Genomic DNA, 19,070 nt, shown 5'->3' on the forward strand with positions numbered 1-19,070 from the left:
AGCTTGCAAAATAACCTGCATAAAATAACAAAAACAATCATGAAAAATTTAATCCCAAAATGGATACTACTTTTATTCACTTTTGCTCTGACATCGGCAAATTTGTTCGCTGCCGAGTACGGCGAGTATGTAGATACGGATTATTCATCTGAAATCAATACAACCCCAAATGATATGCAGAACGCTAAACCTAAAGATATAGGTAAGCTTCAAGGCAATATGGAAGGCAATACAGGTGAAGGAGATAGTTACTTCTCTCTTGATTTTAGAAATGATGGTACTGTTACAATTAAAAAACAATTTTCGGGAAATAATCTGACGGAAGAAAAAACATGGAATACTAACGGAAAAGCTTTAGAAATAATAAGTGATAAAGGAAGTGAAATCCATGATTTTGATGGGAAACAATTGAAATATGTAAAGAGCGAAACCTATTCAGTTGAAATGGGTACTAAAACATTAATGCTTACAGAAAACCATAAGGGTCTTTCTTTTATTCATCTTATAGGAGTTCTTCTTGTATTGATGTTTCTAAACGAATTGTTTCGTAGATATAAATGGGCTGCATATTTATTTTTTGGTTTGATACCGCTCATAATGATTCCGATATGGATGGACAATGGCATCGTATATTGGTTTAGATGGGTAAAATTGTACTCTGTGGTCATGGCTTGTGTATGGTTCGTGGCTATTCGATATACCAAATTAGGGACTTTTAAATTTGCGGTATTTATTGCGGCTGCATTTCTTGCTGTTAACATTTTTGAAGCAGTTACACAAGACTTTTCTCTGGGTTTCTTACCTAACACGCTTAATGCCATAGCCGGAATCTTAAGTATTATTACTCTGTCTAAATGGAAAAACATAGGGCCAGACCAATCAAAACATAAAGATATGGTATGGCCTGCTATGACCATGTTCTGGATTATTGCTTATGATATATGGAATTTCACTTTTGTATACCTCAATTTTCCGGGACATGCCGCCTTCCATTTTATGGTATTACTGTCTTGTACCTTACCCATTCTTCCAAAACGAGGTGCCTGGCTTCAGGCACGAGCTTTTACCCTTGGGATATGGATGATGTATCTCTTTACTTTTGGGTCTTTTGTTGATAGCGTAATCGTAGAATTGCCTCGTAATTATAACTTTATGATGTTTTTTGCGATATTCAGTATTGTTGCAAATTTAGCATATGCACTATATCATTTCAGATATGTGCTAACAGGAAAAACACCTAAAAATTTCCGTGTGGGACAAGACGAAACTGAAGAAGTAAACACAACAGAGCAGGTTGTATAGATTTTTATAATCCAACAAAGTGGAGGCCAGAACCCATTAGAAAAACGGCACGGAACCGAAAAGTGATATGAGTAGGACAAAAACATTAAAATAAAACATCATGAAAAAAATAACAAAAAAATTCGATAAAGTGTTAGACGCATCTCCATTTCCAGGACATGTAGAACACGCTCCAGATGCGAACAAGGAAGTAGTGGGCAATTCGAAAGATCAACCTATGCCTTTTGCTGATCTCACAGGAAACTACCAACGTAATAAAGGTATCCCTTCTAAATCTTTTAAAGACAGTAAAGTCTATATTGTAGGAAGCGGTATAGCGGGTCTATCTGCTGCCTATTACTTTATACGAGATGGTCACATCCCCGGTGAAAATATTCTTTTTCTCGACAAATTAGCTGTAAAAGGTGGCTCTCTTGATGGTGCTGGAAATGCTAAAGACGGTTACCTTGTTAGAGGTGGTAGAGAAATGGAAATGACTTATGAGAACCTTTGGGATATACTTCAGGATATTCCTGCTATAGAAATGCCTGCTCCCTATAGTGTTTTAGATGAATTTCGTTTGCTAAACGATAATGACCCTAATTATTCAAAAGCTAGGTTAATTCATAATCATGGAGAAATACAAGATTTTAGCAAATTTGGCTTAGACAAATTAGATCAATTGGCTATTGTTAGGCTTTTACTAAAAAAGAAAGAAGACCTAAATGATATGACTGTTGAAGATTATTTTAGTAGCTCATTTTTGAAAAGTACCTTTTGGACTTTATTTCGTACCATGTTTGCTTTTGAAAACTGGCATAGTTTACTAGAATGTAAGTTATATCTGCACCGCTTTTTACATCTTACCGATGGATTTAAGGATCTATCGTGCTTGGTATTTCCAAAATACAATCAGTACGATTCATTCGTAAAACCTTTAACAGATCATTTAAAATCAAAAGGCGTTAAAATACAGTTTGATACCTTGGTTAAAGATTTAGATATACAGATCAACACAGAAGGTAAAGTGGTTAGAGGTATAATTACCCAACAAAAAGATAAAGAAGTAAAGATTCCAGTAACTGAAAACGATTATGTAATTGTGACTACAGCTTCCATGACTGAAGATACCTCTTATGGTGATAATACAAATGCTACTATGGAAGCTACTAATACTAACGAAAGTGGTAAGAGTTCAGGATGGCAACTATGGAAAAATTTAGCAACAAAATCGGCTGAATTTGGTAAACCTGAAAAATTCTGTAGCTCTATTGAAAAATCATCTTGGCAGTCTGCTACATTAACGTGTCGTCCTTCAGCCTTAACTGAAAAAATTAAGGAATACTGTGTAAACGATCCCTACTCTGGAAAAGCAGCTACCGGAGGAATAGTTTCTATTACCGATTCTAATTGGCTAATGAGCTTTACCATTAACCGTCAACCCCACTTCCCAGAACAACACGACGATGTTTTGGTCATATGGGTTTATGCTTTATTCATGAATAAAGACGGCAATTATAATAAAAAAACGATGCCACAAAGTACAGGAAATGAAATTTTATCTGAATTATGTTTTCATATTGGATTAGAAGACCAAATAGATACTATTATTGAAAACACAATTGTCAAAACAAGTTTCATGCCCTACATAACCTCTATGTTTATGCCTAGAGCAGAAGGAGACAGGCCGCAGATAGTTCTAAGTGGTTCCAAGAACTTAGGACTTGTAGGACAGTTTGTAGAGACGAACAACGATGTTGTATTTACTGTAGAAACTTCGGTGAGAACGGCTAGAATAGCTGTTTATAAATTACTAAACCTTAACAAGCAGGTGCCAGATATTGCTGCTAGCCAGTACGATATTCGTCAGCTATTAAAAGCGACTAAAGCCTTAAACGATTACAAACCATTTCTAGGAGAAAGTGTTTTAAAGCGAATACTAAAGAACACCTATTTTGAACACATTTTACCTGCAGGAGAAGAGAATGAAGAGGATGAAGAGCACCACGACTCTTTCTTTAGTGAGCAGTTGGATAAACTTAAGGATTGGGCAAATGGGCTAAAGCATTAACTTTTTAGGGGATTTGGTTTAAAATACCAAATCCCCTAAATTAATAATTAAAAAAATATGAAATTTAAAAATATTACAGTAGCAGGAAGTGGCGTTTTAGGATATCAGATTGCTTTTCAAGCAGCCTTTCATAATTTTAATGTCATTGTTTACGATATAAATGATGATGTTCTTGAAAAAGCAAAAGCCAAATTCACCACAATGAGTGAGGCTTTTAAAAAAGATTTAAATGCCTCAAAAGAACAACTGGATAGTGCATATAGCAATTTGAGTTATATCTCAAATTTATCTGAAGCAGTAAAAGATGCCGATTTATTAATTGAAGCCGTACCTGAAAACCCAGATGTTAAAACAGAATTCTATAAGAAATTGGCAAAAGTAGCCATAGAGAAAACAGTATTTGTAACCAACTCGTCTACCTTATTACCAAGTCAGTTTGCAGAGGTTACTGGGAGACCTTCCAAATTCTTAGCCTTACATTTTGCAAATGATATATGGAGGAATAATACAGCAGAAATTATGGGCCATCCACAAACAAACCCAGAAACATTTAAGGACGTGGTTAACTTTGCCAAGGCCATTGGGATGCTAGCACTACCGCTGCATAAAGAACAGCCTGGTTATATTTTAAACTCATTGCTAGTGCCATTGTTAAGTGCAGCTACAAATCTTTTAGCAAAAGAGGTTGCAGATTTTCAAACTATAGATAAAACATGGATGAAAGCAACAGGTGCTCCAATAGGACCGTTTGCTATCATTGATATCGTAGGTATTAATACGGTATATAATATCTATAAAATGGCTTCAGGAAAATCACAGGATCCTTTGAAAATTAAAACGACAGAGTATTTAAAGGAAAAATTTATTGATGCAAATAAATTAGGAGTTTCCAACGGAGAAGGTTTTTATACATATCCAGAACCAGCTTATAAAAGCAAAGATTTTTTAAATTAAAAAAATCACTTTAATCACCTATTTTGGGAAGATACTTTAAGCGTGGTATATTTAAATACGCACATCAAAAACATATTGACTACAACTGAATTTTGTCAATATTATGATATTCCTGATTTATTTATGAGGTCGTCAAGAGAGTCTGAGTTACTAAAATCTTCTGGCGACAGGGTCTAATCTTGTATGTACTTTATCAAAAATTTTGTTAGATGACAGGAATGTTTGGGATGAATTTAAACAAAGTGCTGATCGCCTATAAAACTCTTACTTAGGGCTTGCTGATTTTCTTATAATTATCATATTAGACCCAGTTTTTGCATTGGAAATTAAAAATGTTTCATTTTCATTATAAATATCCTGAATCGGCAACACGCGTTAATTGCATTTTATCCAGGATCGTTATATTTCTTTTCTCCATTAATATCAATCGGTCATCTTTAAGTTGTGAGAGTGTTCTGCATAATGTTTCTTTTGCGATCCCTATCAATCCCGCAAGATCTTCCCTTGTGACATTTATACCTTTGAGTGCATCGTTGTTGAGGTTTGTTTTACTGCTCAATTCTATCAATTTTTTAGCGATTCTTTGCCGTACCGAGCAGTAAGCTAAGCGCACAAGCTGATCTTCACGTTCCACTAAGTTATCAGACAATAACTTTATGAAGGCATTGGATACCATTTTATTGCTAAAAATTAAATTAGTGAAATCATCTTTTGAAATAGCACAAATCTCTGCGTCTTCATTGACTATGGCTGATTCGCCGTAAACTCCTGATTCTCCTAAAAGCGACATAGCTCCCAAGAAATCTCCCGAACCGAACATTCCTGTGATAAATTCTTTTCCCGAATCTGCCATTTTATAGGTCTTGACTTTACCACTTTGAATAAAATAGAGTTTATACGCCAAATCCCCCTCCATATAGATATCTGTTTTTTTTCGATACTTAATTAATCTACGGTCTTTGGAAAGGTTTTTTAATTCTTCGAAACTAGACGCATCGGAAAAAAAGGTCTTGATCCCTTTCAAATTCGTTGTAATTTCTTTTTTTAAAAGGTCATTTTTCTTAAGCCGGCTCCCAACGGCATTCAGTAGTTCGATCTCCTCGAAAGGTTTTGTGATATAGTCGTCAGCTCCCATATTCATTCCCTTCCGCATATCATCTTTTTCTGATTTAGCTGTTAGAAAGATAAAAGGAATACCAGAGGTTTTTGTGTTTTTACTCAAAAGAAAGAGTACGCCATAGCCGTCTAATTTGGGCATCATGATATCGCAGATGATAATATCGGGCTCAAATTGTCTTGCTATCTCAACACCTATTATCCCATTTTCGGCAGTGGCCACATTATAATTGGCCAATTCTAAAAGATCTGCCGTATTCTCTCGAATCTCTTGGTTGTCTTCAATTAATAATATTTTTTTCATCGGTCTTATAGGCTTAGCATTTCTATTGCATATTAAACATGTGTTAATGAGACCAAAATTAAGTGCAAGTCTTATTTGTTGAAATGAGAAAGGTCAGTTTTTTGAATTTTTAAAATCTGCTATTTTTTTTTCATCAGAAGTAGCTAAAGATCCAATTGCCATTCTTTCTAATCGTATCACTGTAGTAGTTAATTGAATTCCAAAAGTATCAAAGGATATAAAACCCTGTATTTATCAGTTGCTGAAATTGTATCGATTTCTCTCTAAAAGTTTTGATTTATCACAACTGATCTATTGCTTCATTCTCAAATAGTTTTAATTGTTCTTTGTTGTAGCTTGTTATACTTGTCAGTATTTAAAATCGTATCAATACTTTTCTAAGTAAGTTATCAAGTTTTTTTATGTCTTTAGGCTACTCAAGCCCAATTTTGGGGCTCGGAAATCTGGCTTAGGTAGTGATGAAAAATATGATCAAAATGATCGTTAAAAAGAAAAACTTTCTGGCTAAAACTATTTGATAACTAAAATTAAGACTGCAGAATCGATAAGTTGTATTATTTTTGAGTTTGTTTTTAATTCAACACTATGAAAAAAGAGCTTCACGAAAAATTCATGTTGAAAGCTATTAATTGGGCAAAGAAGGGGAAGGATACCGATGGAGGAGGAGCCTTTGGCGCTGTTATAGTAAAAGAGGGTCATATCATTGCCGAAGGTCATAACCAAGTAGGATCTAAGACCGATTGTACCCAGCACGCTGAACTCGCTATGGTACAGGAGGCTTGTAGAAAGCTAAAATCTAAATCTCTAAAAGGTTGCGTGCTATACACGAGTTGCGAACCCTGCCTGATGTGTTTAGGAGCGACTAGATGGGCAGATCTTGATCAGGTTTTTTATGGTGCTTCGGCAGATGATGCTAAAGAAGCAGGATATATCTATAGTGATCTTTTTTACAAGTCAAATACAGAGAATCGTCACCTAGAGTTTAAATTAAAACAAATGCTCCGCGATGAAGCTATCGCAGTCTGGGAATCTTAGCTATAAGCGAAGAAATACTAGAGAGTGTAAATCAAGAGCTGGGGCAAGCTGATGATAGTGAAATTGGTTAGGTCAAAAGTCACGGAGAAATTCTAAAAGAACAAATTTGTGAAGGACAAGAGATTTGTCTGGTTCTTAAATATGGCTAGAGGTTAAAATTGATTTACGATGATAATTTATATACCACATCAGGTGTTTTATAATCTAAATATAAGTCTACACTCATTTCGTTGTAAAGATTAATTGGATTTTTGTAGCTCTCTTAGCCTGTGTTACGTTAGCAAAGGTTTGATCGAGATAAAACTCATTTTTTAATATTCCATCTACACATTCTGCTATTGCATTTTCGTGACAATGATTTTCATGTGTTAAACTAATATCTACATTTTTTCTTTTGAAAGGTTTGCTGTAACGTTTAATTACTTTGTCATTTTTGTACATAATGTTTGAAATTATGTAGTCTTCTTTTAGGAAAGTACAGTTTCCGTTTTACCTAGATAAGCAGAATAAAAACACAACAAAAGACTCAAAGATTCACAAACTTGAATCTTTGAGTCTAAAATAATAATAACTCAAAATAGACGAGAATAAAGTTACTTTACTTCAGTTATTTAATGGTAATACTTTTCTTTTCCTTCGCCATATTCCTGTTCCGATGGTTAGAATACGTATTGAGATTAATCCAATAAATAAAATATTAGTCATTTTTCCTGTAAGCATAGTGAACAGTAAAGTATCTGATTTGCCTGTTTCTATAAATACCCAGTCGCTTGCTATTCTTGTCGCTAAATCTGGATGACCAGTTTCTAAAATAATTAGCCCATCTCCAGTTTTGGGATTTATTCTTATTGCAGTATTAATAGGCGGTGTACTTTGTCCATCATGTCCGAAAATGTTATCATCATTTTCGATATCGATATAAAGCATGGTGCCTAACCCATAAATACTTGCGCCCATCATATCCCAATGTGGTTTTCGCATTAATTTTAAAGATTCAGGGCTTATTTGACCCCTGCCAATAGGTTCTCCGTTTTTGCCTTTAAGAAAAAATTGAAAAAACAACTCCAAATCAGACAATGAAGTATATAGAGAAGTAGCTGCTAAAGAAGTATAATAAAAATGTGGTGCCGCAGTAGTATTGGAATTATAAAATTCACAGAGTCTATCTTCTAATGAATCATTTAAAATATAGGTACTGCTGGTCATATTCAAGGGTTGAAATATATTAATTTTCATAAACTCGTTAAAAGTTTGCCCGCTCGTTTCCTCCACTAATAACTGTAAGAGTGTAAAGCCTCCTCCAGAATATATCCATGCAGAATTAGGTTCAATTCCTACTTTTACTTCACCACTTAATCCAGCATCTGTATCTTTGACTTTAGTTAATGAGGCTTCTGTGGTCTGAATAGAATCACAGTTTGTAAAACCACTATAGCCAAGTCCATCAGTTAAACCTGAGGTATGACTTAATAATCTTCTTACTGTGACTTGTTCATGGTCAAATTCACTTGGTGGTAGTTGCCATCTTTTTAGGTAATCACTTACGGGGGTGTCTAAGTTGATTTTACCCATTTCCACTAATTTCATTATTTCAACTGTTGACACAAATTTTGAAAAAGACGCTACTTGAAAAATCGTGTTTTTATCAACTTTCTTATTTGCAGAATGAAACAATTGTTTTTCAACACGACCCTCTTTCATAATGGCCATCGCGAAGTTGCGCACAAATTCTTTTTCGATTTGAGTTTTAGTTGCAACTGTAAATAGTTCTGGGTCAGTACTTTTTGTAAACGGCTTGTGCAACCATCCATTTACAGTTCCAAAAAATACAAGAATGCTCCATAAAGCTGCTGTTAAAATAAGCGCAAAGAGGCATTTGATTATTCTTTTCATATGAATTCTAGTTTTTTTTGGCGTTGTTGCTAACGGTTTTTCGTACGAAATGTAGCGTATAAAAAAGCGCTAACTTTACAATTACACTCCACTCTGAAAACTCCACAGGAATTTTCAGAGTATGCGAGAAAAAGCAATTGCTTGTAGCCATTATGTGAACACAGCATGGGCATCTTTACTATATCGAGATATGGTATTAATCTATAGGGTGCAAGCCTGCCTTGCCGTCAGGCAGGTCCCTTATGGGCAGGGGTAACCTTTTAATTTTACTCAGGACTGGCTCTTTGAATCATTAGTAAGCTGAAAGGTTGCCAATCGTGAGTTGGGACTGAAGATTATTTGTGATTGATTAATGAGCAAAGACCACTACAATCCCGATAGCTATACGGGACAGTTCTGAGCCCGTAATAATAACGGGGCAGGGCAGGCCAAACCAAAGCAGAAACCCCGTATACGAGGCATAAATTCACGGGTCAGCAACCACAGCTCTACTGAGCCTGCCTGTCGTGCCTATTCAGTAAGGCCTGACGAAGTATTATTGCATTGCCCAAAGAGTAAAAAAAGTGTATCTATGTAGATACGGCAGCAATTGAGTGAAAGAAGATGCAATTACCTGGAAGACGGAGCATTAAAAAATGATTTGGCAAATCATTTTCGCCACAGTACTTTGTTGGCAAATCGTTTTTTATTCTTGGAAGCCTTAAATTGTATCGGCAAAAATAATTTTAGTTAATCTAACTTTGTTGGCTAAAGGCTTTTATTTACTTCATGGTTTCAGATATGATTATAACCTAATGTTAAGTATGTTGCCATTTTGAAATACTACTTATGATGTTAAACCGCACTTTCTGAAAAATAATATACTACCATAGTTAGTATATCGAAAACGAAATGAGCAAAAATTAAAGGGAATAGTTTTCGTTTAGCAACCAAATAAAATATACCGAAGGATAAGGCAATTAATCCTGTAATAACCATTCCCATTGTTCCATGGTAACTGTGCATAAACCCAAATATTACTGCTTGAGTAATTAAAGCCAGAGCCCAACTTATTTTGATATTCCCAAATATGCTTTTTAATTGATTCAATAAAAATCCACGAATTAAAAGTTCTTCACCCAGACCTGCTCCAAAACCAATTCCAATTACAAGATACACGATGAAAACAACTGGTTTACCTAAGAAAAAACTAAACTTATCCGTAGCGCTTGTGGCTTGCTCCAATCCGAAAAGAGGTTTTAACACAAATAGTGTAATAAAAGTGATAAGAAAAATAGAACCTATGGCTAAGAGTCCTATACCTAGTTGTTTAAGCCATTGTTTTCTTCCTTTGGGCAAGCGCAGGCCAATGTCTGCCCATTTAATACTCCTTCTTTTTAAAAAAAATGTTGCTACTAAGATTCCTAACCAAATTCCTATGGAACCAGCGTAAGCTGATGGAATGATTTGAATTTGATCACATATTGTTTTGGTTCCAGACATGACTCCAAGAACTATGATGGCCTCAACTATTAATACTGTTTTTGATTTGATTATTTGCTTCATGATTATCTGTGTTTTAATAATGAAGCAAAGCAAAGGTTTATATAAAAGTTTAACCATTATTTTTAACCAACGAAGTATTTAATACGCTGTATAGGTTCAATAAATCTATAAACTTAGTTCATGGGCAAAAAAGACGCTTTGGTTGATGATTTTTTGTTTTTCATTGATAAGAATAGATGATATAATGTCATTGTACTATGTTTGTTTAATGATACGAACTTTTATATACAACAATAAAAAGCGTTTTATAACTCACGTATCGATATTGTTAAGTATTGCAGTTTTATTTTCATTGATTTTAGTTATTTCTTTAGAAAGTGTTTTTTCTTTTGGAATTTTTTTCGACTATCTATTACAAGCAATAACCACTATATTTCTTCTATTAGCACCACCTATTTATCTAAATATTTATTGGCTGATTCCTCGTTTTATAGAACAAAAAAAATACTTTAATTACGCAGTTATAGTTCTCGTTTTAATAATTGTCTGGGGCTACGTATTAGGTGTTGTTGAACCATGGATGGACGAGCATTGGTTTAATCAACCAAAACAAGATTCTAGCATGCAAACTGGTGTTGCAGTTATGATTTTTATTCTAATTTCTACAACATTACTTTACCTTTCCTATAAATGGTACATACAACTCTCTAAAATTAAACAGGTAGAAAATGATCAATTAAATTTAGAATTATCTTCGTTAAAAAACCAAATTAATCCTCACTTTTTCTTTAATACATTAAATAATCTATATGCATTATCCCTAGAGAAATCTGATGAAACACCTTCAGTAATTTTAAAACTTTCAGAAATGATGCGCTATACAATTTATGACTGTAAAGAATCGAAAGTTTCTGTAATGGATGAAATCACCTATTTAGAAAACTTTATAACACTTCAAAAAGTGAGACATCATGAAAGAGGATTGATTACCTTTAAAAATGAAGTTGTTAATTCTGATATGCAAATAGCACCTATGATATTGATTGTGTTTTTAGAAAATGCCTTTAAACATGGTTTTGATTTGATAGATAAAGACGCTTTTATCAATTTAAACTTAAAAATAAAGAAGAATACGCTGCATTTTTATACTGAAAACAATTTTATAGAAATAGAAAATGGACATCAAATAGGAATTGGTTTAGAAAATGTAAAAAGAAGATTGTCCTTAATCTATCCGAAAACGCACGAGTTGGAAGTGATTAAAAGTAAAAATGTATTTAGTGTTGATTTAAAATTATATGTAGAATGAAATGTTTAATAGTAGATGATGAACCGTTAGCACACAGAATAATTAAAAATTACTGTAATAATCTTTCGTTTCTAGATATCGTTAAAGAATGTCATTCGGCTTTTGAGGCAATCAATTATTTAAATGAAAATCAGGTAGATTTAATTTTTTTAGATATTAATATGCCTAAGTTAAAAGGCTTAGATTTTTTAAGAACATTAAGCAATCCTCCATTGATTATTATTACATCGGCATATCAAGAATATGCTATGGAAGGTTACGAATTAAACATACTAGATTATTTACTGAAACCTTTCAGTTTTGAACGTTTTTTAAAAGCCATAAATAAGGCAGTTTCGCAAAAAAAACTCCTTGATACATCTGAAAAAACACCTAATATAAAGGTAACACCAGTTTCTTTACCTAATAATGAAAACCAAGAAAGTATTTTCATTAAAGGAGATAAAAAGACGCATCAAGTACAATTTGATTCTATTTTATATCTTGAAAGCATTGGTAGTTATGTAAAAATTCATTTAGAGAATGAGACTATTATCTCATTAGATAGGCTAACAAATTTTGAAAACAAACTGCCAAAAAATATTTTTTTAAGGATTCATCGCTCCTATATTATAGCTATTAAAAAAGTGAATACAATTGAGGGAAATAGAGTGAAAATAAATAAAAAAGAAATTCCCGTTGGTAGTGTTTATAAACATAATTTAACAAAATTCATGAAATAAACTATTCCAAACACATTGCCACTTTGTTCTTATCGTCGTTTCGTAAAAAGAGATTACGATCCTAAAGAAACTTTAAGGAGTGCGCATTATTGTAAATACATAAAGGGAGATGTGTATTTATTCGTTTATGAATTTGGGTTTTTAACGAGGGCAAAGCACGGTTTTGAAGAGTGCTTTTTAATACATTAGTAAAAATATATGAACTAAATATTTTTAAGTAAATTGCAGTTATTTGGTTAATGTTTGCCAACGTTGGCAATATGCGTAGGCTGGGATTTCGAAGCTCCAACTTATCAAACCGTTACAAATTTGAGTAAATGTACAAAAGTTTAAATTACCTACATCGCCCGGCTTACGTATATTGCGTGTTGTACCCTGTGCTTTATTCATTTACAATCAATTTTTCTTCTAGTCTTGGTCGTAAAAAATCAATCAGTTTTAAGCGTTGATTACCATTCGAAATTTCATAATCAATATTGTCCCTTTTTGTCGTAATTGTTATTTTGTCCTTTTCAATTATTATCTGTCTAATCTTTTTATATCTCACTTCAGGATTTACCCAAAAATCCTTGTACTTTAAGTATTTATCATTTAACAATATTGAAAAGTTCTCATTAACGGTTAATCCCATTGAGATAAAAAATAATCCTAGATAAGAAGTACTATTAATCCCACAATATGCAAAATCATTGTAATTCGAACGAAATCCTAGAATGAAAAATACCAGTCCTCCAACAACTCCAATAATCATACTCCATTTGGCAGAACTATCTTCTCCTAATCTTATCGCTTTACCCGTTTTAAGGTTAATCCTTAAAGTGAAGAAATCATATGCATTCATAAAAATTAAAATAAATGTAATTATTGGAAGCATTATATAACTGTCAAATCGTTTGTAGACAATGTAGAATATGAAAAAAAGGGTCAATAAAATGGTGAGTCTGATTATTGTCTTCATGTTATGTATCTATTTGTCTATTCTGGTTAAACATTAATTAATTTCATTCTACTTACTGTGTTATTGCTCTGACGCGGCATGGTGCACAGTTTTTATCTTTTTATTCTCTTGATTTCAGGTACGTTAATTATTCCGGAGCCGTTAATAAGCCAATTATTTTCCTCAAATTTCAATTTCAAAGTCAGTTTAAAGTCTGCCCATTTTACACCTTTGACTATTAAATACTCCGAATCAGTATTGTCGATTTCAAATTTGCTAGGGTTGTCTTGAGCATCAAGCACTGGGTCAAAACCTAATCCGAGTTCGGGGTCATTTTTTTCGGCTTCGTCAATAATTCTTTTAAGTTCTGCTTTGAATCCAACTGTCACATCAGTCCGCTTATTTACCCATTCAATTAATCCAACTTCAGATTTAAAGTCATTAGAATAGGCGAGGTAGTCATTTATGAACTGTATTGCGACCTGATAATTTGGCTCAAATGTCTGTATCGTTTCCTTTTTGGACGGTTCGGATTTTGAATCTGTTGTTTTGCAACTTAAAACTGTCAGTCCGAGGAGGAGTAGTATTATAGTTTTCAATGTCTTTTTTTAATTGGCTACAACCTCTAGTATAAGAAACGTAGGGCAATTAATATGCACTTCCGTTTCGGTTTATTACTTAGCCAAATATAAATATTTTGCTTTTATTTTTCATCTTAAACGCCAAGTTTTATATTTGGCGGACTTTGTTAAAATGCACAAAACTTTCAGTTTAGTACAAAGTGCCCTATGTTTTTTATATAGTGTTGAACTAATCCTCGTACCTCGGAAGCTTTTTCAGTTAGTCATAAAATTACATTATCTTAATGGATTCACAAAATATCTATAATGATGTATAAAAAAAAAGTAAGATTATTGAGCAAATCGCTTTGAACGGAGTTCCAGAATTTGAGGTATTAGTAGATAAACTCACACAGAGCTTTGCCATCACTGGTAAAGCAAAAAGCACCTTAAACAATTACTTGCGCTGCCTTGCTTATGTAGAAACCACGCTGGTTTATTTGCAGGTGTCCAATTCTGGAAGTTCAGTGAAATTCAGTCCCCTGGATACCTTGTATACAAGGTAATGCAACCCAAACATAGAGTAGCAGAGGTATTGAATCTAGAGGTAGATCGTCTGCAAGAAATAGCCTATACCAGTTGGAATCAGCGCGCTTTGCATGCGATAAGAAAATGCCGCACTAAAGCTCTTGGTGGACATTTAGATTGGTGTATGAATTGCAAGAAGCTCCATTTGCAATTCAATTCCTGTCGCAATAGGCATTGTCCTACTTGCCAATGGCATAAGCAGCATGAGTGGGTTGCTGCAAGAACGCAAGAACTCCTTCCTGTGCCTTATTTTCATGTTGTTTTTACACTCCCAGACCATCTCAATTCTGTGGCAATACCTTATCCCAAAGTGCTATATAAAATCTTATTTGATAGCGCATGGGAAACCCTCTCTGCCTTTGGCAACAACCCCAAACATCTAGGTGCAAAACTAGGGATGATTGCCGTGCTACATACTTGGGGTCAGAATTTACAATTGCACCCGCATTTGCACTGTATTGTTCCAGGGGGAGGTGTTTGTGAGGCAGGATTCTGGAAAAGAGGAACAGCAAAAGATGATTTTCTATTTTCAGTAGAGGCGATGAGTGATAAATTTAGAGGTCGTTTTGTGTCTAAATTACGAAAGGCACTTCCCCAATTACCGCAATCTTTATATGATAAGTTGTTTAAAAAAGAGTGGGTGGTGTATGCCAAATCTCCTTTTGGAAAACCAGAACATGTGATTGAATATTTAGGTAGGTACACCCATAAAATAGCGATAAGTAATCACCGTATCTTGTCGATTGATAAAGAAAAAAGGAGGATTACATTTAGTTTAAAAGACTATAGAAAAGGTGGGCAAAAAACCACACTAACACTCTCCACTAAAGAATTTATACGGCGTTTTCAACTCCATATTCTTTCCAAAGGCTTTACTCGAATAAGGCATTATGGCTTTTTGAGTAGTAGTTGGAAAAAAGAAAAGTTACCGCTATTGCAATTACAATTAGCCAATAAGGACTTATCATATATGGAAACCTTTGAAGTTCAAGAGGAATCTCTATATCGCTGTTGTCCGAGTTGTAAAAAAGAGACATTAATCACACTTTTTACCATTGATAGTCGTGGTCCACCAAAGGATTACAAAAAAATTATAAAGGATAAACTGGAATACAAAAATTAAAAAACAGTTCTAAAAAGAGCCTTGACTTACTAGTGCCTAAACTGAAGGAAAATGATAAAAAACAGCAGATTCTCACACAAAAAAAGCATGATCTCTCTAAAAAGTGCCTTATTTAGATAAGCAACTGAATAAAAAGGGATGCAAAGCACTCTAAAAACAACCTTCTCCTCTTGTAAGGTTCCTGCCAACTCATTGAATTCCCCCTTACCAGCAATCCCGGATCAGTCAACAAATCATATAGCTTTGGCCTATCGGCAAGCCATATGCTTAGTTATTGTGCGTAGTTTTTTATTCCGTTTTAATTAAGTCTATTTCAGTCCTTTTTTCAGGAAACTCAAAAAGTTTGTTTTTGATAATATACATTTCGGCTTCAGAGTCTTTTAATATTAAACTATCTCCTTTTTTTTCATATTTGCCAACATAAACTCTTCCGTTATTATTTTCGTCACACAAATAAAAGTATTCATTATTCTTTCCGATGCTCAATTCATAAACAATATCGTTTACTGAGAATTTATATTCCGTATTATTTCTTTCGTGATAATTCATAAACCACAAACTCCAAAAGGCGTAAAAAATTAATGGACAAATAATAGAGTTAGCAAAAAAAAATTTCGACAATGGTCTTTTTAGAAAATAGAGGATAAGACCTATTATCAAGTTTATTCCAAAAAGAATTGGTACAATTAATATTATTCCAATAGAAACGCTTGGGTCAGGTTTCATTGCATAAATCCATAATCCAAGAAGAATAATTTCAAGAATGAGAATTCCAATTCCGTATTTTATTTTTGTTTTAGAGTTCATTGCTCAAATTACGCACAACGTTCGTGTATAAGAATAGTAGGGCTGAAAACAGTCGCAAACCATTCGGTTAAACACAAGCCGAATTTTTAAATTTTTCTTATTATTTTTTTATATCAATAAGCCAAATTTAAAAATTTGGCGACCTCGCAAAAGTGCCTTGCCCTTTAGGTTAAGCACTCATTGCCCTATTATTTTTATACGTTGTTGGCAGCTGCTTTTATATTTTAATATTGTATTGACCATCTAAAAATTCTCGCTGTTTTGCATATATCTTTCCGCTTAAAATATCAGTAATAATTTTTTGATTTTGCTCATTTGTTTTAGGGTTGTCCCTAATGTCAGACAATACATTGCGAACTATTTCATTTTTGTAATATTTGATTATGTTACGATTTTCCAAGTGTATCGGGAAAATCAATTGAATTAAGTCATCTGTCAGTATTTTGTCCTCTTTATATAGGTAGTTGCAAGCATAAAGAATGTCGATATTATTCTGGAGGTCTTTCTTATGCATCAGTAGCATTGCAATCATTTTATTTTGTCTCGAATTCGTTGCATCTGCAATATAAAAGATTACATTATTTATGTATTTCTTTGGCTGTTCATACATTTCAATGAATTTCTTTGAAAGAAAAACATCTTTTTTACTGGTTAGGTCAACGACAATGGATTCAATAGAGTCAATATATTTTGAGAATTCTTGATTGTCAATATTTAAATCGAGCGAGTCAATTCTAAACCCTTTATTAAAGTCATAATTAATTGAAATATTAGTTGGTCCATAATTATCCGTTTGACAGGAAGTTAAAAGTGCGGTGAACAATATGATTAAAACAAACTTCACTTATTATTAGAGTTTAAGTTGCTGCCAACGTTGTTGTATAAAAAAAGTTGCGTGTTTTAAGCAATAAAGTTCGTAAGTAAGCTATTACCAGCAATTTTTTTTATACGATGTTGGCAACTGTATTTTTCTCTCAAATTTAATTATTATTTATCCTCTGCTTATTGATTGAAGTTTTTCAATTTGTATTATTTCATTTTTTCCATTTGAATAATTTTGAAATCTAAATGTTTCTTGACTTGAATTATAATCTTCAAAAATTCCTGTAATCCCTTCTCCGTTTTCATTTTGCATATAAATAATGTCTCCAGCTTTTAATTTCAATTCTTTAAAGCTGTAAATACTCATATTTTATACAATTAAGTTTAATCTCCATTTGCAGTAATACCAATTCCAAAAAACAATAACGCTCCTAAAATTATTAAAGGTGATATTAGGGCAGCAATTAATGCAATTCCGATTTTTTTAAAAAAATTAGTTTCTATATCGTTCGGATGTTATGAGTTGATAACCTTAAATAAAGATATAATAAACATAATTATTGCAATTGTAATATATTGAACCATATCAGATTTTTTTTATTTTTAAAAAAATTGTCTACTGTTTTTTAGCTCCGGTAATTGTTAAAAGCATTATGTTTCCATCTTCAGTTTTTTTCTCCATTATTATTATTAAAACCCCACTTTTTGCAATATTTCCAAAAACGCTGAATTTACCTCCAAAAGCATCTTTCATTTGTAAGTATTTTACACCATCATTTTCTTTTTCGCCTAAAAACAACAATTTCATAGCATCAATTTGTCCTTCTCTGTTTTCGTATAAAATTTCAATAGATTTAAAAAAAGTATCGTAATAAATAAAAACTCCTTTTCCAAAAGGTATTTTAGTTAATTGTTCTCCTTTGTCGTTTTGTAAAACAACATAAATTCCATCTGCTTTGTATTCAATAATTTCCTTTTCAGATTGTGAATACATAAAATTATTCACACTGAATATTATTAGAAATAAAATATATTTTCTCATAGTTTAAATTTTCGCGGATATAGTTGCAACAACGGTTAGTGTAAGAATAGTAAGGGATTTTGAAACATTTACTTTTCGGTTGAGCACTTAGCAAATTTTTTAATTTTACCTTTTTTAATATACTTGCAAAATTGAAAATTTTGCGGACTTAATTAAATGCTCAAAACTTTCTATATAGCACTAAAACCCTTATTATTTTTACACAGTGTTAGCGGCTTTTATTCTACATTTATATTCTTGTACATAATATTTCCACTTGCCTTGTCAAGATAAATTTCCACACTATAAGTTGAACGAATTGTAGCTCCAAAACTGTTTTGGGAATCAACATAACCAACTACTTTATACCCATCAGTTATAGATGTTATCTTAGTGTCTCTAAGTCCCGAAAAATCCGCTGTAGATGGCGATTTTAATAAAGTTTCTACTTGTCCTTCCGCAACCGCTTTTGCTTCGTGTTCAGAAATAGAAGTTCTTTTTTCAGGTGTACTATCACTCCCGCTACCAAAAGCAAAAAACAGAAATGCTGTTATTGTTAAGGCGGAAAAAATGTGTTTCATTATTTTTTTCATATTGTTTCAGTTTTAAAGTTTAAATATTCTGTGAAAATTAAAATAGGAAGAATTGCACCTAATGAATAAAGTAAAACATCTATTAAATCAAAGGTGCCTGGAACTATGTTAAAAAGTTGTCCTAATTCAGATAATATAATGAGAATTGGAATAATTGCTATCCAAAAGAAATTCTCTCTATTTATTTTGTTTCTCCATATTAACAAAACCAATGATGTATATGAAAAAATCCAAAGTCCATCTGGAAGTGAAAACAAAAACCAATCAGGTAAACTATTTTTAGCAGTCAAGGTCATTCCTCTTATTAATTCAATTGGCGTGTCTATCGAAGCAGCAGAAAACCATTTGAACATTAACAAAGAGTCTGTCCGAAATGCAACGTATATCAGCCCTCCAATGAATAGGGTCAAAAGGTGTCCGAAAAATAGTTGTCTCTTCATTTTAAATTG

General features: G+C 33.0%; 20 protein-coding genes. 8 read left to right on the plus strand and 12 right to left on the minus strand.

Translation table 11 applies throughout. The features are described 5' to 3' along the window. Positions 1-39 precede the first annotated feature (39 nt). The 3 genes from P700755_RS18800 (at position 40) to P700755_RS12250 (ending at position 4,306) form a co-directional block, all read left to right on the plus strand. On the plus strand, positions 40-1,302 hold the full coding sequence (locus P700755_RS18800; protein ID WP_015024973.1) for a DUF5692 family protein: 1,263 nt from the start codon (positions 40-42) through the stop codon (positions 1,300-1,302). 100 nt (positions 1,303-1,402) lie between these two features. Next, entirely contained in the window at positions 1,403-3,352 is a 1,950-nt protein-coding gene (locus tag P700755_RS12245; RefSeq protein WP_015024974.1) for an oleate hydratase, read from the plus strand. 57 nt (positions 3,353-3,409) lie between these two features. Then, positions 3,410-4,306, plus strand: coding sequence for a 3-hydroxyacyl-CoA dehydrogenase (locus P700755_RS12250; RefSeq protein WP_015024975.1), 897 nt, complete (start codon positions 3,410-3,412; stop codon positions 4,304-4,306). Positions 4,307-4,652: 346 nt separating this feature from the next. Here P700755_RS12250 and P700755_RS12255 read toward each other — a convergent pair whose 3' ends face one another. Continuing rightward, positions 4,653-5,726 (minus strand): response regulator, encoded by a 1,074-nt coding sequence (locus P700755_RS12255; RefSeq protein ID WP_015024976.1) that lies wholly within the window; start codon positions 5,724-5,726, stop codon positions 4,653-4,655. 585 nt (positions 5,727-6,311) lie between these two features. On the opposite strand from P700755_RS12255, the gene P700755_RS12260 reads away from it, so the two are divergent. After that, positions 6,312-6,761, plus strand: a complete 450-nt coding sequence (locus P700755_RS12260; RefSeq protein WP_015024977.1) for a nucleoside deaminase — start codon at positions 6,312-6,314, stop codon at positions 6,759-6,761. A gap of 222 nt (positions 6,762-6,983) precedes the next feature. Here the strand turns inward: P700755_RS12260 and P700755_RS12265 are convergent, their stop codons facing one another. The 3 genes from P700755_RS12265 to P700755_RS18805 all read right to left on the minus strand — a co-directional run bounded on the left by P700755_RS12265 (position 6,984) and on the right by P700755_RS18805 (position 10,256). Next, positions 6,984-7,202: a hypothetical protein gene (locus P700755_RS12265; protein WP_051007964.1), complete on the minus strand. Its 219-nt coding sequence runs from the start codon at positions 7,200-7,202 to the stop codon at positions 6,984-6,986. Between the two features lie 162 nt (positions 7,203-7,364). Beyond that, on the minus strand, positions 7,365-8,654 hold the full coding sequence (locus tag P700755_RS12270) for a serine hydrolase domain-containing protein (protein ID WP_015024978.1): 1,290 nt from the start codon (positions 8,652-8,654) through the stop codon (positions 7,365-7,367). Positions 8,655-9,488: 834 nt separating this feature from the next. Next, positions 9,489-10,256, minus strand: a complete 768-nt coding sequence (locus P700755_RS18805; RefSeq protein WP_083858507.1) for a CPBP family intramembrane glutamic endopeptidase — start codon at positions 10,254-10,256, stop codon at positions 9,489-9,491. 151 nt (positions 10,257-10,407) lie between these two features. Between P700755_RS18805 and P700755_RS12280 the strand changes: the two genes are divergently transcribed. Together P700755_RS12280 and P700755_RS12285 are read left to right on the plus strand one after the other, a co-directional pair. Next, positions 10,408-11,448 (plus strand): sensor histidine kinase, encoded by a 1,041-nt coding sequence (locus P700755_RS12280; RefSeq protein WP_157609293.1) that lies wholly within the window; start codon positions 10,408-10,410, stop codon positions 11,446-11,448. Beyond that, positions 11,445-12,170 carry a LytR/AlgR family response regulator transcription factor gene (locus P700755_RS12285; RefSeq protein WP_015024981.1) on the plus strand — a complete coding sequence of 242 codons (726 nt, stop codon included), beginning with the start codon at positions 11,445-11,447 and terminating at the stop codon, positions 12,168-12,170. The genes P700755_RS12280 and P700755_RS12285 overlap by 4 nt, the downstream gene beginning before the upstream one ends. A gap of 382 nt (positions 12,171-12,552) precedes the next feature. Here P700755_RS12285 and P700755_RS12290 read toward each other — a convergent pair whose 3' ends face one another. After that, a complete protein-coding gene (locus P700755_RS12290) occupies positions 12,553-13,128 on the minus strand; it encodes an EbsA family protein (protein WP_015024982.1) in 576 nt (191 codons plus the stop codon). Positions 13,129-13,220: 92 nt separating this feature from the next. Beyond that, positions 13,221-13,706: a hypothetical protein gene (locus tag P700755_RS12295; protein WP_015024983.1), complete on the minus strand. Its 486-nt coding sequence runs from the start codon at positions 13,704-13,706 to the stop codon at positions 13,221-13,223. A 329-nt stretch (positions 13,707-14,035) separates the two neighbouring features. On the opposite strand from P700755_RS12295, the gene P700755_RS20780 reads away from it, so the two are divergent. Both P700755_RS20780 and P700755_RS12305 read left to right on the plus strand, forming a co-directional pair. Then, positions 14,036-14,233, plus strand: a complete 198-nt coding sequence (locus P700755_RS20780) for a hypothetical protein (protein ID WP_041758353.1) — start codon at positions 14,036-14,038, stop codon at positions 14,231-14,233. Beyond that, entirely contained in the window at positions 14,233-15,378 is a 1,146-nt protein-coding gene (locus tag P700755_RS12305; RefSeq protein WP_015024984.1) for an IS91 family transposase, read from the plus strand. Before P700755_RS20780 ends, P700755_RS12305 begins: the two co-directional genes overlap by 1 nt. 288 nt (positions 15,379-15,666) lie before the next feature. On the opposite strand, the gene P700755_RS12310 is transcribed toward P700755_RS12305, so the two are convergent. From P700755_RS12310 to P700755_RS12335, 6 genes are all read right to left on the minus strand, one after another. After that, positions 15,667-16,185 (minus strand): hypothetical protein, encoded by a 519-nt coding sequence (locus P700755_RS12310; protein ID WP_015024985.1) that lies wholly within the window; start codon positions 16,183-16,185, stop codon positions 15,667-15,669. Between the two features lie 217 nt (positions 16,186-16,402). Further along, the gene (locus tag P700755_RS12315) at positions 16,403-17,029 is read right to left on the minus strand and encodes a hypothetical protein (RefSeq protein ID WP_157609294.1); all 627 of its coding nucleotides are present in this window, start codon (positions 17,027-17,029) and stop codon (positions 16,403-16,405) included. A 147-nt stretch (positions 17,030-17,176) separates the two neighbouring features. Continuing rightward, positions 17,177-17,374, minus strand: a complete 198-nt coding sequence (locus P700755_RS12320; RefSeq protein WP_015024987.1) for a hypothetical protein — start codon at positions 17,372-17,374, stop codon at positions 17,177-17,179. A 249-nt stretch (positions 17,375-17,623) separates the two neighbouring features. After that, complete coding sequence (locus P700755_RS12325) at positions 17,624-18,049, minus strand: hypothetical protein (RefSeq protein ID WP_041758354.1); 426 nt, start codon at positions 18,047-18,049, stop codon at positions 17,624-17,626. A gap of 218 nt (positions 18,050-18,267) precedes the next feature. Further along, on the minus strand, positions 18,268-18,621 hold the full coding sequence (locus P700755_RS12330) for a hypothetical protein (RefSeq protein ID WP_015024989.1): 354 nt from the start codon (positions 18,619-18,621) through the stop codon (positions 18,268-18,270). Continuing rightward, positions 18,618-19,061: a hypothetical protein gene (locus P700755_RS12335; RefSeq protein WP_015024990.1), complete on the minus strand. Its 444-nt coding sequence runs from the start codon at positions 19,059-19,061 to the stop codon at positions 18,618-18,620. Before P700755_RS12335 ends, P700755_RS12330 begins: the two co-directional genes overlap by 4 nt. Between the last annotated feature and the right edge of the window lie 9 nt (positions 19,062-19,070).

The sequence above is a fragment of the Psychroflexus torquis ATCC 700755 genome (assembly GCF_000153485.2).
GTDB lineage: Bacteria > Bacteroidota > Bacteroidia > Flavobacteriales > Flavobacteriaceae > Psychroflexus > Psychroflexus torquis.

Bases quoted from the DNA above. Each gene is read 5' to 3' on its own strand.
- P700755_RS18800 (WP_015024973.1), top strand. From the start codon at position 40: ATGAAAAATTTAATCCCAAAATGGATACTACTTTTATTCACTTTTGCT.
- P700755_RS12245 (WP_015024974.1), top strand. From the start codon at position 1,403: ATGAAAAAAATAACAAAAAAATTCGATAAAGTGTTAGACGCATCTCCA.
- P700755_RS12250 (WP_015024975.1), top strand. From the start codon at position 3,410: ATGAAATTTAAAAATATTACAGTAGCAGGAAGTGGCGTTTTAGGATAT.
- P700755_RS12255 (WP_015024976.1), bottom strand. From the start codon at position 5,726: ATGAAAAAAATATTATTAATTGAAGACAACCAAGAGATTCGAGAGAAT.
- P700755_RS12260 (WP_015024977.1), top strand. From the start codon at position 6,312: ATGAAAAAAGAGCTTCACGAAAAATTCATGTTGAAAGCTATTAATTGG.
- P700755_RS12265 (WP_051007964.1), bottom strand. From the start codon at position 7,202: ATGTACAAAAATGACAAAGTAATTAAACGTTACAGCAAACCTTTCAAA.
- P700755_RS12270 (WP_015024978.1), bottom strand. From the start codon at position 8,654: ATGAAAAGAATAATCAAATGCCTCTTTGCGCTTATTTTAACAGCAGCT.
- P700755_RS18805 (WP_083858507.1), bottom strand. From the start codon at position 10,256: ATGGTTAAACTTTTATATAAACCTTTGCTTTGCTTCATTATTAAAACA.
- P700755_RS12280 (WP_157609293.1), top strand. From the start codon at position 10,408: ATGATACGAACTTTTATATACAACAATAAAAAGCGTTTTATAACTCAC.
- P700755_RS12285 (WP_015024981.1), top strand. From the start codon at position 11,445: ATGAAATGTTTAATAGTAGATGATGAACCGTTAGCACACAGAATAATT.
- P700755_RS12290 (WP_015024982.1), bottom strand. From the start codon at position 13,128: ATGAAGACAATAATCAGACTCACCATTTTATTGACCCTTTTTTTCATA.
- P700755_RS12305 (WP_015024984.1), top strand. From the start codon at position 14,233: ATGCAACCCAAACATAGAGTAGCAGAGGTATTGAATCTAGAGGTAGAT.
- P700755_RS12310 (WP_015024985.1), bottom strand. From the start codon at position 16,185: ATGAACTCTAAAACAAAAATAAAATACGGAATTGGAATTCTCATTCTT.
- P700755_RS12320 (WP_015024987.1), bottom strand. From the start codon at position 17,374: ATGAGTATTTACAGCTTTAAAGAATTGAAATTAAAAGCTGGAGACATT.
- P700755_RS12325 (WP_041758354.1), bottom strand. From the start codon at position 18,049: ATGAGAAAATATATTTTATTTCTAATAATATTCAGTGTGAATAATTTT.
- P700755_RS12330 (WP_015024989.1), bottom strand. From the start codon at position 18,621: ATGAAAAAAATAATGAAACACATTTTTTCCGCCTTAACAATAACAGCA.
- P700755_RS12335 (WP_015024990.1), bottom strand. From the start codon at position 19,061: ATGAAGAGACAACTATTTTTCGGACACCTTTTGACCCTATTCATTGGA.